The organism is Marinobacter sp. F3R08 (assembly GCF_018860425.1).
Taxonomy (GTDB): domain Bacteria; phylum Pseudomonadota; class Gammaproteobacteria; order Pseudomonadales; family Oleiphilaceae; genus Marinobacter.
Genome location: NZ_JAHKPI010000020.1, coordinates 498757 through 513006 on the forward strand (window position 1 = coordinate 498757; position 14250 = coordinate 513006).

Below are 14250 nucleotides of genomic sequence, written 5' to 3' on the forward strand. Positions count from 1 at the left end.
CGTTCCCCGAGTTTTCTGTCTTCGATCACTAGCGGATCAGTCTTCGGCGCTGGCGTATTTTGGCAGTTCCAGCCCGCATCCGGTGCGGGCAAGCTCCGCAAGAATGGCAGTCCGCGTAACAATACCAATCAGTTTGCCATGATCCACAACCGGGTAAACCTTTGGCTTGCCCGCACCTAGATTCTGGGCGAGATCAACGACGGCCATGTCAGGCGAGATGGTTACCGGCTTCCGGAACATGACATCGTCGACTATCGGATCACCTTCACAGTGATAGCTGCTCACCAGAAGGGAATGTATGCAATCCTGCTCCGAGACAAATCCGAGCACCTTTCGGTTCTCATCCACCACTGGCAACCCGGTTACATGGTTGTTCAGCAGCGCTTTCACCACTTTGGTGAGCTGAGCACCACATCGGATCGGCTCAATATGATTCCACATGACATCTGACACTTTCAGTGAACGCATGGGCAGGGGGCCTCCCTTGTTGGATGGTCGCCGTTACTATGAGCATAGGCAATCAGACGAGGATCCACCACTTTTGCCAAACCATGAGTTTACACAGAAAATTATCTGACTAAACTCAGTCGGTTATACCCGATCCGGGTAAAGCATTGAAACTAATCCATGGCAGGCGGAGGGAGATCCCATGGAAGCTATTTCCGAGTTTGTAGGACAGATAAACGCTCTGGTCTGGGGCCCACCCATGCTGGTCCTGATACTGGGTGTCGGGCTATTTCTCAGTCTGGGCCTGAAACTGATTCCGGTACTGAAACTTGGCGCCGGCTTCCGGCTGATGTGGACCGGTCGCCGTGCCTCAGGTGCCGAATCTGAAGGTGAAATCCCGCCATTCCAAGCCCTGATGACAGCGCTATCCGCGACCGTTGGCACGGGCAATATTGCCGGAGTCGCAACCGCGGTGTTTCTGGGTGGCCCCGGGGCCCTTTTCTGGATGTGGCTGACCGCTCTGGTCGGCATGGCCACGAAATATTCCGAGGCGGTTCTGGCCGTCCGCTACCGCGAAGTGGACGAACGCGGGGCTCACGTCGGGGGCCCCATGTATTACATCCGTAACGGGCTGGGCAGCAAATGGGCCTGGCTCGGCGTTCTGTTTGCCGTTTTTGCGGCAATCGCCGGCTTCGGCATTGGCAATACCGTTCAGGCCAACTCGGTAGCCGATGTCATGCAAGCCAGTTTCGGCCTGCCACACTGGGTCACAGGCCTGGTCCTCATGGTTCTGGTGGGCATGGTCCTGATCGGGGGTATTCGCAGGATCGGCCATGTTGCAAGCGCGCTGGTGCCTTTGATGGCCATATCCTATCTTGTCGCCGGGCTGGTTGTGCTGGCTATCAACGCCGCCGATATCCCGGCCGCACTCGCCCTCGTGATCAAACATGCCTTCAGCCCCATCGCGGCCGAAGGTGGTTTTGCCGGAGCGGCCGTCTGGGCAGCGATCCGATTCGGGGTTGCCCGGGGTATTTTCTCCAATGAAGCAGGCCTGGGGTCGGCCCCCATCGCCCACGCCGCCGCGCAAACCCGCAACCCGATCAATCAGGGCATGGTGGCCATGCTTGGCACTTTCATTGATACCATCATCATCTGCACCATTACCGGCCTGGTGATTATCACATCCGGCACCTGGACTTCCGGAGAATCCGGTGCTGCACTGACCTCCATGGCGTTCCAGGAGGCACTTCCGGGCGTCGGCAACTATCTTGTCGCCATTGCTCTGGCGGTCTTTGCATTTACAACAATCCTTGGTTGGTCTTTCTATGGTGAGCGCTGTATTGAATTCCTGTTCGGGGTCAAGGCGATTGTGCCCTACCGGATTGCATGGATCCTGGCGATCCCCGTTGGCGCCACTCTGAACCTGGGCTTTGTCTGGCTGGTAGCAGATACGCTCAACGCCATGATGGCACTGCCAAACCTGATCGCTCTGCTGCTGCTGAGCCCGGTCGTGTTCAAACTGACCCGGGACCACTTTGACAAAGAGCAAGAGCGGGGGCTTTGAGCCCCTTGTAATTAATTCAGTCAGCACCAAGGATAGATACATACACACGTAGCAAGCCGGCGATTCCGGGGCCGGTCTGACAAACGAAGTGGTCAAAGCCACAATCAGAGGAGACTACCGATGACTTTACGTCTTGGAGATACCGCACCCGATTTCGTACAGGATTCCAGCGAAGGGGAAATTTCGTTTCACGACTGGCTGGGTGATGGCTGGGGAGTGTTGTTCTCACACCCGGCAGATTTCACCCCGGTGTGCACCACCGAACTGGGTCTGACTGCCAAGCTGAAGGATGAGTTTGCCAAACGGGGCGTCAAGGCTATTGCCCTGAGTGTCGACCCGGTGGACTCGCATCAGGAGTGGATCAAGGACATCAACGAAACCCAGGGCTGCTCGGTGAACTTTCCGATCATTGCAGACCACGACCGCAAGGTCTCCCAGCTGTACGACATGATTCACCCCAATGCCGACAGCAGCCTCACCGTACGCTCACTGTTCGTGATTGATCCGAACAAGAAAGTGCGACTGATGATCACCTATCCGGCCAGCACTGGTCGCAACTTCAACGAAGTGCTGCGGGTGATTGACTCACTGCAGCTCACCGACGAGCACAAGGTGGCAACTCCGGGCAACTGGGAGCGTGGCGGCGATGTGGTCATCGTACCGTCCCTGCAGGATGAGGACGAGATCAAGCAGCGTTTCCCCAAAGGCTACAAGGCGGTGAAATCCTACCTGCGGATGACACCGGATCCGAAAGCTAACTGGAGCGGTGACTGATCACCAGACCAGCCGATAGAAAAAAGGCCGGGTAGCTCACGCTGCCCGGCCTTTTTATTGGTCATGCGGTCAGGTGAGAAGAAGACCCACCTGCTCCGTCACTTCCAGACAATCAGAACGCAGGAACCACGGCGCCTTCATACTGCGTCATGATAAAGTCACGCACTGCGTCAGACTTCAGCGCCTCGGACAGTTTCTGCATGGCTTCGCTGTCCTTGTTGTCCGGACGGGCTACCAGAATATTCACGTACGGCGACTCGGAACCCTCAATCACCAGTGCATCTTCAGATGGGTTAAGGCCCGCTTCCAGTGCATAGTTGGTGTTAATCAGGGCAACATCCACCTGGTTCAGGATACGAGGCAGGGTTGCCGCTTCCAGCTCTTTGAAGTCCAGGTCTTTCGGGTTATCAGCAATGTCACGGGGTGTCGCGGTGATCTTGCTTTCATCCTTCAGGGTAATCAGTCCGGCTTTCTGCAGCAGCAAAAGCGCACGGCCACCGTTGGTTGGGTCGTTAGGGATGGCAACCACGGCACCGTCTTCCAGCTCGTCCAGGGAATCAATCTTGCTGGAGTATGCGCCAAATGGCTCTACATGAACGCCCGTCACGGTCACCAAGTTGGTGCCGCGGCCGGCATTAAACTCGTCAAGGTACGGCTGATGCTGGAAGAAGTTGGCATCCATGCGCTTCTGGTCCACCTGAATGTTCGGCTGGATGTAATCAGTGAATACTTTCACGTCCAGCTCCACACCCTGCTCCGCCAGCTGTGGCTTCACGAATTCCAGGATCTCTGCATGAGGAACCGGGGTTGCGGCCACGGATAGCTCTTCAGCGGCGACGGCGCCAGAGAAAGTAGCGGCTGCAGCCAGTGCTGCGAATGTTTTCTTGAAGTTCATAAATCAATTCTCCTGTTAACGCATGACAAGCGTGATGACTTAACTGAAAGCTCTGGGCCGCTGGCCGGAAAGCCCTTCCGAAAACGTGGAGCGCCGGAGATGGCGCGACCGAGCCCTACAGGGACGTATTTACGGGCGTTTTTCGGAAGGGCTTTCCGGCCAGCGGCTTACACCGAAGCGAGCCTACTTACGACTGAAATACAGAACGAGACGGTCACCGACCATCTGCAGAACCTGAACAAAAATGACCAGTAGCGCGACTGTAATAACCATCACATCGGTCTGGAATCGTTGATAGCCGAAGCGGATGGCCAGATCACCAAGACCGCCGCCACCGATAACACCGGACATCGCGGCATAGGACACCAGGGTAATGGCTGTCACCGTGATGCCGGCGATGATGCCCGGCAGGGCTTCGGGCAGCAACGCCCCGAAGATGATCTGTTTGACGCTGGCACCCATGGCCTGGGTAGCTTCGATGATGCCGCGATCAACTTCCCGCAGGGAGGTTTCGACCAGACGGGCGAAGAACGGAGCACCGCCCGCCACCAGAGGCGGAATGGCGCCGGCGACGCCGAGAGAGGTGCCGATCAGCATAACCGTGAACGGGATCATTACGATCAACAGAATGATGAACGGTACCGAGCGGAGCACATTCACCACGAATGACAGCACCGCATAGGCCACCGGCTGTTCCAGTAACTGGCGTTTGCCGAACAGGAACAGAAGAACACCGGTGGGCAGGCCAATGACCACACTGAACAGCAGGGACATACCCACCATCACCAGGGTATCCCAGCTGGCCCAGCCGATTTCGCTCCAGTCTACGTTGCTTAACAGGGCTTCCATCAGCGCAGCACCTCCACATGAACGTCGGCGGCTTGCAGCGCCTGCATGGCAATGTCGAGATCACCACCCACCAGTGACAGGGTCAGCTGGCCGTAGGGGGTCTCCTTGATGTGGTCGATGCGCCCGGAAAGGATGCTGAAATCCACACCGGATTCCCGGGCGACACTGCCCAGCAATGGCTTGTAGGTGGACTCGCCCTTGAAGGTCAGCCGCAGAATCCGGCCGTCGGCTTTGCTGAGGTCTGCCTGAAGCTCATCCCGGTCAATGCTTTCACTCTCAAACACAAAATCCCGGGTGGTCGGATGCTGCGGGTGCAGGAAAACGTCACTGACCGGTCCCATTTCCACCACCTTGCCGGCATCCATCACGGCAACCCGGTCACAGACACGGCGAACCACGTCCATTTCATGGGTGATCAGCACGATGGTCAGGCCCAGCTCCCGATTGATATCCGCCAGCAGTTTCAGCACCGACTGGGTGGTTTGCGGGTCCAGAGCGCTGGTGGCTTCATCACACAGCAGGATGGTGGGCCGGCAGGCCAGGGCGCGGGCAATGCCCACTCGCTGTTTCTGGCCACCGGAAAGCTGCGACGGGTATTTGTTGGCGTGATCACTGAGACTGACCCGGGCCAGCAATTCGTTAACCCGGTCCCGGATCTCGGCTTTCGAGTAGATACCAGCCAGCTTCATAGGGAAGGCGATATTGTCTGCCACGGTTTTCGACGACAGCAAATTGAAGTGCTGGAAGATCATGCCGACTTTGCGACGAAACGCGCGGAGTTCGGCGGCATCGTAATCGGTGATATTCTCATCGTCGATCAGAATGCGACCACCGGTGGGTGGCTCCAGCAGGTTGATCAGACGCACCAGCGTCGATTTGCCGGCGCCGGAGTGGCCAACAATGCCGAATACCTCGCCGGTTTCAATGGTCATATCGGTAGGATGCAGTGCGGGGATCGCCCGGCCGCCTACCTGATACGACTTCTGTACCTGGTCAAATACAATCACGGTCAGCGCCTTGTGGGTGCAGCGTTAAAAACCCGCGATTATAGCCCATCCGGTGGGCAAACCCGAATACGGGAATGATTCTCAGTGTGGGTAGATATCCCTACTTAACCGCTTGCCTGGCACCGGACTGCGTCCGAAACCAGGTGAAGCGATCAGCCGGAGAAGGGCCTCCGGCTGCCTGGATTTTATCAGTGCAGAGCGCGCATCTGGCGCGGATAGAGCGCCGCGCTGACTTCCGGTTCTTCCAGCAGGTCGGCCAGTTCGCGGTCGACGGTGGTTTCCTCGCCTTCTTCGGGCAAGGGCTCAAACAGGGTGCTCAACCAGGACGCAACCGACGGAGCTTCGTCTCGCCGATAATCGGTGGACAGCGCCTTGATCCGGCGGAAGCCGATGATGCGCTGATGTTTGGGATCCCGAATCTGTTCAAAACCCCGCCAGTACACATGGTCCCTGGTATGCAGTTGCACAAACAGGGTATCGATCGGTCCGTCGGAATCGTCAGAGCCATCGGACTCTTCCAGTGCGGTTTCCTCGGCCGCTTTGGCTTCCTCTTCCGGTTTTTTGTGACGAATAGTGGTCCAGGCGGGATAGAGTACGGCCACCGCATCCGCTTCAACGTGCTCGCGGGCGGCGCGGAGAATCAAACCCCAGCGGGCCTTGTCGGCATCAGTTTCAAGAGAATTAATGGGCAAATCGTAGCTTTGTTCACTGGACAGAACGATGGCCATCATCGGGGCATCAAGCTCCCCCATGGCCTCGGCCTGTGCTACGGACACCAGTTCGTCGATTGCCATCGGTTGGTTCATAATACGCTCGCCTCCTCGATGCCATCAGGGTCGATCAGGAAGAAGGGGTCTTCCTGCCTAACAGCATAGCCTGTTCCGCCTGCAAAGATAAACGTGGAGTTCCACCCTCCGGATCACAACCCCCGGAAAACTCAAAACGCCTCCTCAAGCTTTTCATAGTGGCCAAACCAGGGGTTGGCCTCTTCCAGCTGGGCAGCCAACTGAAGCAGGGTTGCTTCGCCACCATGAGGTGCCCCGAACTGAACGCCCACCGGTAAACTCTCGGCAGTCCAGTAAGTTGGCACCGACATGGCCGGCGTTCCGGTAAGGTTGGCCAGTTGGGTAAAGGGCGTTCGCGCGAGGCTCTCCAGAGCCATCTGGTCGACCTGACCCGAACGGTGCAGCAGCTTACCGGCCTTCAGTTTCAGCATCATGCGGGCCGCAAATTTAAGATGCGGTGGAGTTTCCAGCGCCCCGATCTCGGCCGGCAACTGCCCGGTGGCAGGACTGAGGTAAAGATCGTAACTCCCGAAAAATGCGCCCTGCGCCCGCGCAAACTCGTTCCACTGCCTGCGTCGGCTGACATACTCGGACAGCGGCATGGTGTCTCCAAGCATCCCGATCAGGCGAGTATCCAGCTCGAAGTCACTGTCACTGGCACCGAACTGGCTTTTCGCCTTTACCATCATCGCAGACACTTCGCCGAAATACAGGCCCAGATAGCAACGGGCCAGAGCCATACCATCAAATTCCGGCGCTGCGTACTCAACCTTGTGACCGAGGCTCTCAAGAACCCGGGCGGTCTCCTCAACGGCAGCCACACACTCCGGCGCCACCTCCGTGTTGTACGGCGACGAGGTGAACACACCGATCCGCAGAGTGCCCGGCGACCGCTGCATCAGTTCGGCATAGGCCACAGACGGCAGGGGAATCACAAACGGATCACCGGGTGCCGGACCACTGAGTACATCAAGCATCGCGGCACTGTCTCTGACCGTCCGACTGACCACATGATCGGTGGAGGCACCGGTCCAGGCTTCGCCCACGTCAGGACCGGAGGAAATGCGGCCACGAGACGGTTTCAGGCCAAACAGGCCATTGTACGCAGCCGGGATCCGGATCGAGCCGCCACCGTCATTGGCGCCAGCCATGGGCACAATTCCGGCAGCCACGGCGGCCCCGGAGCCCCCGCTGGAGCCACCGGGCGTAAGCTGAGTATTCCAGGGATTGCGCGACGGCCCCCAGAGCTCAGATTCCGTGACCCCCTTCAGACCAAATTCGGGGGTCGCGGTCCGTCCAATAATAACCAGCCCGCCTTCGCGAGCCCGGCGAACGAACTCAGAGTCCCGGGATGCAACGTTCTTTTGCATTCCCCGGCTGCCATAAGTACAGGGATGACCCGCTTGTTCCTGGGCGAGATCCTTGAGCAACAGGGGAACTCCGGCAAAGGCTGCCTGCTCAGGGAAGCCCTGTTCAAATGCCTCGGAGAACTGGGAATGACAGATCGCATTGAGTGTGCCGTTGACCCGGGTTGCCCGTTCCACCGCCGCCTCGCATACTTCCCTTGCAGTAACCTCACCCCTGCGGACAAGATCAGCGAGTGCGGTTGCATCGAAACGAAGGTATTCAGATTGCTTCATGGCAGGTCCCTTTTGTTATTCTGTCCTGAGGAAGGTCACGGGTATAACGTCTATGGTCAATTTTCTCAAGAGCTTACGCCACCTGGCCCTGATAGTCATGGTGACGGCAGAAGGCGCTGCCATGGCCCAGAACGCTGCGACAACGCCCGCTGAGACCAGCGACTGGACCCGCGTTATCCGGACATCACCGTACTGGGTCAGTCAGGGCGTGTTCGAGAACATCCTGACCATTCGCCGATGGGTACTCAGGGAATCCGGCTATTGCGCCGATGCCGATCGCCACATCCTGTTCGACATGCGAGGCCGGTTTCTGGCCTGGATCAGTGACGGAGAAGACCGCGAAGCCACCCAGCGCCTGCTGAACGAAACCCGGAAATCCCTGCACGCGAGCGGCCGAGTGGAGGATTGGGTTGCCGGAGACACCGGTCAGACAGGCTATCCCTTCGCGCTTTCCTGCGACCAGCCACACGTTAATGTCAGTGAGGCAATCGCCCGTTACCTGGGCACCTTGCCGGCCGACCGTATCTGGGGCGCCTGGGACGACCTGACCTTCGCCACCAGCGAGGCTCCCCAGAGCCTCCACGACGCATTGATGTATGTATACGGCCACCGCAACAACCAGAACCGTCTGACCCTGCCCAGGGCTCTGCCACGATATCTGGCAGGTCAGATCCTGATCGAGAGCGGGGCGCAGGCCCGGGCCCACTCGCAAGCAAACGCCAGAGGCATACTCCAACTGTCGCCCTCGGCACTCTCGGACTGTGAAATTGCGCCCGGCAATGTCTGGCACCGACTGGCCCAGATTGACTGCGCCCTGCGCCTGATGAACCAGAATGCCCGCAATCTGGCACCGGTTTTCCAGCAGCGGTTCGGCCACCTTCCCGACGAGAAACGAGACCGGTTATTTTCCCTCCTCCTGATCCAGGCTTATCATGGCGGCGCCGGACGGGTTCTGGCGCTGCTGGATGATCCGCTTCTGGCGCAGCCTGCGGAGTATTTTGCCGCCAACCACGAACGCTTTACTGCCGGTGACATCGCCTTTGGCCTGATTTTCCATAATCTGGGCCGGGACCGTTTTGGCCTTGCTTCGCTCTACTATGTCGCCGATGTCCAGCTGGCAACCGAAGCGCTGTGTCGCACGGCCTACCTGAAACCAACGGAATTCTGTGAATGGAAGTAGCTGTTTTTCTGGACCACCTGATACCGGAGAGTCTGAGCCTTTCCGTCGCGCTGTTTTTGCTGGCGAGTTCCACCATCACCTCGATGATCACCGCCAGCCTCGGCGCCGGTGGGGGCGTTCTTCTACTGGTATTGATGGCCAGCTGGATGCCGCCAACCGCTATAATTCCGGTGCACGGTATGATTCAGCTTGGCTCCAATGTCGGACGCGCAACCCTGACATGGCGGCATGTGGACTGGCGGGTCATCGCAGCGTTCCTGCCTGGGGTCGTGGCTGGCGCGGCGCTGGGGGCCTGGTTACTGGTCAATCTTCCGGCGCACGTATGGCAGCTGACCATAGCCCTGTTCGTGCTTTACCTGTGCTGGGGGCCGGGTCTGCCGAAAGGGGCATTCGGAACCCCTGGGGTGTTTCTGGCGTCAGCGTTGACCAGTTTTATCAGCCTGTTCGTCGGCGCCACTGGTCCGCTCGTTGCCGCATTCATCAAACAGATTCACACCGACCGCTTTAAAACCGTCGCCACGTTCGCCACGGCCATGACACTTCAGCACGCACCCAAGGCACTGGTGTTCGGTGCAGCAGGCTTTATGTTCTTCGACTGGCTGCCATTCATTTTCGCCATGATCGCCTTTGGCTTTGCCGGCACATGGATCGGGCTGCATGTGCTCAAATCCCTGAGCAACCACAAGTTCACCCTGATATTCAACATCGTACTAACCGCGCTCGCAGTCCGCCTGCTATGGCAGGCCAGCATCTCCGCCGGCTGGTGGTGACGGCACCACCACAACGGCATTGCGGCCGCGGGATTTGGCGACATAGCACCCCTCATCGGCACGGGCCATAACTTCCCTGGGACCGCTGTCCTGCGAACTCAGCTCGGTCAGGCCTATGCAAGTGGTAACGCCAAACATACGTCCGTCCTGCTCAACACGCAGGGCTTCAACCTCCGCACGTATTCGCTCGGCCAGCGCCTCGGCCCTGGCCATACCGCAGGCGGGCAGTATGATGCCGAACTCATCGCCGCCCAGCCTGGCCACCGTGTCTGACTGTCGAACCGAATCCTGGAACAGGTCCGCGAGACGCTTCAGCAGATCATCACCAAGCAGGTGGCCGCCTTCGTCGTTCACCGGTTTGAAATGGTCAAGGTCGATCAGCATCAGCACCGAACTGGCTCCCTGACGAGGACTTTCACCCAGGCAGCTGATCAGCGAGGCATTGAATGCCCGGCGATTCTTCAGTTGGGTCAGGCTGTCGTGGGTCGCTTCCCAGGACAGTCGCTCTTCCTGCCGGCGACGCTCACTATCGTCTCGCAACACGAAGACCAGGCGCTCGTCTTCCCACCCCTGACGGATATGCAGCATCGTAAGATCAATCGGGAAGGGCTCGCCCGACGCATTCCGCAGAGTCACGTAAAGGCTGATCAGATTTTCCGCAGCCAGGAAGTCCTCTCTGGTCATTTCCCGCTTGTCAGCCTCGATCGTGACCCGCTGGAAAAAGTTGCTGGGCAGACAATCTCCCTCCGCGCCCAAGAGCCGGCAGGCAGCATCATTGGCAAACCGGATAACACCCTGCACGTCCACCATCAAGACACCTTCCTGCAACACCCCCAGAATGGTCTCCGCCCTCTTCTGTTCAGATCGCAGCGCCTCTTCCACGGCCAGTTCATGGGAAATATCCCGAACTACAGTGATGGTACCCAGAGACTTCTCAGGGGTCTGAATCGCGGCCGTCATCACGTCACCCCACACCACCTGGCCCGGTGATTGTGGCTCCAGCCGGAATCGCCCACGGAAAATACTCTGACTCCTGATCGCCTGTTTCCAACCGGTTGTCGCCTCCAGCCGATCAGCCTCATATACCCGGCTCGACAGATAACTGTTGGTGAGCTCCTCAGCGGGATGGCCAACGATGGCTTCGAAGGCGGGATTGGCAAATTCAATCCGGCCCAGGACATCGGTCTGAACGATGCCGATAGGGGCGCTATGGGTGAGTGACCGGAAAAACGCCTCTCTTTCGGCCAACGACACCAGCACGTCATCACGTTCATCCATGACCGTGTTGAAGATTTCTGCAACCTGCCGGATCTCCTTGCCACCGGACACGTGCACGGGTTCAGAACGCATGCCCAGATGCCGTTCCCGAATCTGGTTGCCCAGGAGTTTTAGCGGTGCCATCAAGCTCCTGAAACGCCAGAGCGCCAGGGGCGCAATCAACAGAATCACCAGCAGCAGCACCCACATAAAGGCGCCTACGGTCCGGGTGATTGGCGCCAGCGCTTCGCGAGACGGCCAGACGGCGGACACAAACCAGGGCACCTGTGTCAGTTGTTGCACTGACATAATGGTCTTTTCCCGGCCACTGTCGCGGGCTTCCACTGTACCCTCGAACCCTTCCATGGCGTCTCTCAGAACCGGGTTGGCCACTCTTACCGGCGACATGGCCGCACCATCCCGTTGATTGACCACCACAAAACCGCTGCGGGTGGAAACCCCGAGATAACCCGTCGCGCCAATCCGTAGGTTGATGAACTGATCAAGGAAGTTGTCACCATCCAGAGCAATCGCACCACCTATAACCCCGATGAAACGTTGACGATGATCAAACACAGGTGCGGCGATCATGACGGCCGGCTTCTTCTGATAGTGCGACAGGTAGGGCTCGCTGATCACCGGGGTGAGTGTTGACGAAACGCGGCGAAAATATTCACGGCCACTGACATCCAGGCCGATCTGTCCAAATTTCTCCGGGTGCTCGGCAACAATCGTTCCGTTCTCGTCAAAGAGAAAAACCGCATCAAACAAGTGCTCAAGCGCAGTCTGTCTCCGGATCAGAACCCGTGCCCGGGTGTCCAGAACGTCGCCCGACATGGTGAGAGTCTGGGCAACATGGCTAAGGGCCTCCAGCCGCAGGGCCAGCTTGTCGTCAAGCTCCTTTGCTATCAGGCTCGCGATCGTTTCGACCTGATTACGGGCTTGCTGTTCAAGTTCCGAGCGGCTTAACAGAAAGTTGGAAACTGTCACCAGAAGAGCCGACACGAAGATAGCGCCAACCACAAGGGAGACCGCACGATTGACCAGACTGTCAAACCATTGTTTGATCAACACAACATCCAAACTCCCTGACGGCTTCAACGACCAAAACTGACGTAACCTCCCACCCTCTTAGCTGCTGGTAGTACGTACTTCCCTTTACAGTGTAACAAAGTGCTCTTCGTTATCAGGTTAACCTCTTGCAAATCTAATGATAATCTCTATCATTTAGATCCACGTTATTCTGTCAAAGAGTCTACTATCATGCCGGACACTTCCCTATTCGCAAGTACCAGCCCACTGGCCCAACTGACGGATATGGGCGGCCCCGTAATGGTAGTGCTTCTCACACTGGCCCTGGCAGGTATCATTACCTTTGTTTATCTGATGCTTCTGGGCACACTATACGCACCCCGGCTGCCGGGTAGACTTAAAAAAACCGTAATGGCCTGGCAACAAAATCCGGCGTCGGTTTCGTCGGTCTCTATTCGGGAACAGGCCGGCGCATGGGGCAGATTGAACCCCTTGCTCCACCTTGTGGCCAATACTATTGAGGGCTTGAAAAACAACCGGGACGATCGTGAAATTCGCGAAACCGCGATCCGGGATGCACAACAAGCTCTGGAGCCTTTCGAGGCACCCCTGAAGATCATTGAGGTTATTGCTGCATTAGCGCCGCTGCTGGGTCTTTTGGGCACAGTGCTTGGCATGATGGAAGCCTTCAGTGCCATGGCAGCCACCGAGGGACGAGCCAATGCGACGCAACTCAGTGGCGGTATCTACGAGGCCTTGACGACCACTGCCGCGGGTCTGGTGGTCGCGATTCCTTTCGCAGCTCTGGCGGCCTGGATCGAGTTCCGCCTGCGTCGGATTCACAAAACCATCAACAACACACTCGTTTCAATTCTCCACGTCACGCCGGCCGAGGATACCCAAGCCTCTGTCATTGAATCTGAGCCCGGCCGGGAAAACCCTTCAAGCGAAGACACCCCGGACCACGACTACACAGCAACCCACGGCCAGCGCTTCGCCCATGCAGCTGGTTGAACCACGCCCGAACCGTCCGATTCCAATCCGGATCACACCACTGATTGATGTGGTCTTCATCCTGCTGGTGTTCTTCATGCTCACCAGCAGGTTGCTACCCGTGGACTATCTGGAGCTGGCGAACAACACCACCAGTCGCAGTTCTGTGACTGGCGAACCCTTGCCGGTATTGAACGTGACCGCCAACGGCCTGATTCAATGGCAGGATCAGACCATGCCCCTGGATCAACTGTTACCGGAACTTGCCCGTGCCGGCGTCAGTGAGGTCAATCTTGCAACCACCGCACAGACGAATCTCGGAGCCTTCACCCGGACGCTCAGCGAACTGACCAGCCATGGCATTGATACTCATTGGAAACGGACTGATCCGAAAACACCATGACTGATCTGGTCCCCCCTCCGTTTACCTCCGGCAAGAGCCTGATGGAGCGTGTGGAAGACGCCCTTCTGCCGCTGATCAATCTTGTTTTCCTGCTGCTGATGTTCTTCATCGTTGCCGGCCAGTTGGCGGACACTCCACTGCCTGAACTACCGGCTACGGCACGAGCCGTGGACCAGCAATCGCCTCATGCCGACCTGGTGGTTAAAGCAGACGGCGAATGGAGTATCGCTGGCGAAGTTGTTGCCAAGGACGCCCTGCTCACACACCTTCCCGAACCGCAGGAAAAGCAGCCTCTGAGAATTGCTGCCGACGAGAGCATTACCATGGCAGATCTTGAAACGCTCTTTCGGCTGCTTGAGCGTGGTGGCTACGTGGATATTCTGTTACTCACGGAGCCGGAGGCATGACCCGACATCACACCCTGTCACGGTTGGTACTTCTGATTCTGGCCTGCGCAATTACCCTGGGCGCTCTGGTGGTGGCCGCTCCTGAAGAAACGGTGACGTTTAACACTCTGGGTGAGTCAGCGATTAACACTGCGCCCGCCATTCGCATCACGCTGGCAGAGAAAACGACACCTGAACCCGAAGAAGCCGTGCAACAACCTGAACCACAACCCTCCGCAGAACAACAGCCAGAGCCAGAGCCAGAGCC

At 57.9% G+C, this 14250-nt stretch carries 14 protein-coding genes and 1 pseudogene; 8 read left to right on the plus strand and 7 right to left on the minus strand.

Annotation, left to right across the window (positions count from 1 at the left end):
• Positions 1-36: 36 nt before the first annotated feature.
• Positions 37-468, minus strand: a complete 432-nt coding sequence (locus tag KO499_RS14610) for a CBS domain-containing protein (RefSeq protein ID WP_215984488.1) — start codon at positions 466-468, stop codon at positions 37-39.
• A 181-nt stretch (positions 469-649) separates the two neighbouring features.
• On the opposite strand from KO499_RS14610, the gene KO499_RS14615 reads away from it, so the two are divergent.
• Complete coding sequence (locus tag KO499_RS14615) at positions 650-2011, plus strand: alanine/glycine:cation symporter family protein (RefSeq protein ID WP_215984489.1); 1362 nt, start codon at positions 650-652, stop codon at positions 2009-2011.
• Positions 2012-2131: 120 nt separating this feature from the next.
• Positions 2132-2785, plus strand: a complete 654-nt coding sequence (locus KO499_RS14620; RefSeq protein WP_215984490.1) for a peroxiredoxin — start codon at positions 2132-2134, stop codon at positions 2783-2785.
• A gap of 112 nt (positions 2786-2897) precedes the next feature.
• On the opposite strand, the gene KO499_RS14625 is transcribed toward KO499_RS14620, so the two are convergent.
• The 5 genes from KO499_RS14625 to KO499_RS14645 form a co-directional block, all read right to left on the minus strand.
• Entirely contained in the window at positions 2898-3680 is a 783-nt protein-coding gene (locus KO499_RS14625) for a MetQ/NlpA family ABC transporter substrate-binding protein (RefSeq protein ID WP_215984491.1), read from the minus strand.
• Positions 3681-3863: 183 nt separating this feature from the next.
• Positions 3864-4529, minus strand: coding sequence for a methionine ABC transporter permease (locus KO499_RS14630; protein ID WP_215984492.1), 666 nt, complete (start codon positions 4527-4529; stop codon positions 3864-3866).
• Positions 4529-5536, minus strand: a complete 1008-nt coding sequence (locus KO499_RS14635; RefSeq protein ID WP_215984493.1) for a methionine ABC transporter ATP-binding protein — start codon at positions 5534-5536, stop codon at positions 4529-4531. Before KO499_RS14635 ends, KO499_RS14630 begins: the two co-directional genes overlap by 1 nt.
• 188 nt (positions 5537-5724) lie before the next feature.
• A complete protein-coding gene (locus KO499_RS14640) occupies positions 5725-6342 on the minus strand; it encodes a hypothetical protein (protein WP_215984494.1) in 618 nt (205 codons plus the stop codon).
• A gap of 131 nt (positions 6343-6473) precedes the next feature.
• On the minus strand, positions 6474-7961 hold the full coding sequence (locus KO499_RS14645; protein WP_215984495.1) for an amidase: 1488 nt from the start codon (positions 7959-7961) through the stop codon (positions 6474-6476).
• Positions 7962-8013: 52 nt separating this feature from the next.
• Between KO499_RS14645 and KO499_RS14650 the strand changes: the two genes are divergently transcribed.
• On the plus strand, positions 8014-9141 hold the full coding sequence (locus KO499_RS14650; RefSeq protein WP_215984496.1) for a hypothetical protein: 1128 nt from the start codon (positions 8014-8016) through the stop codon (positions 9139-9141).
• Positions 9132-9911: a sulfite exporter TauE/SafE family protein gene (locus KO499_RS14655; protein ID WP_215984497.1), complete on the plus strand. Its 780-nt coding sequence runs from the start codon at positions 9132-9134 to the stop codon at positions 9909-9911. Before KO499_RS14650 ends, KO499_RS14655 begins: the two co-directional genes overlap by 10 nt.
• Here the strand turns inward: KO499_RS14655 and KO499_RS14660 are convergent.
• Positions 9876-12242, minus strand: coding sequence for a diguanylate cyclase domain-containing protein (locus KO499_RS14660; protein WP_323133350.1), 2367 nt, complete (start codon positions 12240-12242; stop codon positions 9876-9878). The genes KO499_RS14655 and KO499_RS14660 overlap by 36 nt on opposite strands.
• Positions 12243-12431: 189 nt before the next feature.
• Between KO499_RS14660 and KO499_RS14665 the strand changes: the two genes are divergently transcribed.
• From KO499_RS14665 to KO499_RS14680, 4 genes and pseudogenes are all read left to right on the plus strand, one after another.
• Entirely contained in the window at positions 12432-13214 is a 783-nt protein-coding gene (locus KO499_RS14665; RefSeq protein WP_215984499.1) for a MotA/TolQ/ExbB proton channel family protein, read from the plus strand.
• Complete coding sequence (locus KO499_RS14670; RefSeq protein WP_215984500.1) at positions 13201-13596, plus strand: ExbD/TolR family protein; 396 nt, start codon at positions 13201-13203, stop codon at positions 13594-13596. The genes KO499_RS14665 and KO499_RS14670 overlap by 14 nt, the downstream gene beginning before the upstream one ends.
• Complete coding sequence (locus tag KO499_RS14675; RefSeq protein ID WP_215984501.1) at positions 13593-14003, plus strand: ExbD/TolR family protein; 411 nt, start codon at positions 13593-13595, stop codon at positions 14001-14003. Before KO499_RS14670 ends, KO499_RS14675 begins: the two co-directional genes overlap by 4 nt.
• Positions 14000-14250 (plus strand): annotated as a pseudogene (locus KO499_RS14680) (energy transducer TonB); the annotation flags it as partial. The gene KO499_RS14675 and the pseudogene KO499_RS14680, both read left to right, overlap by 4 nt.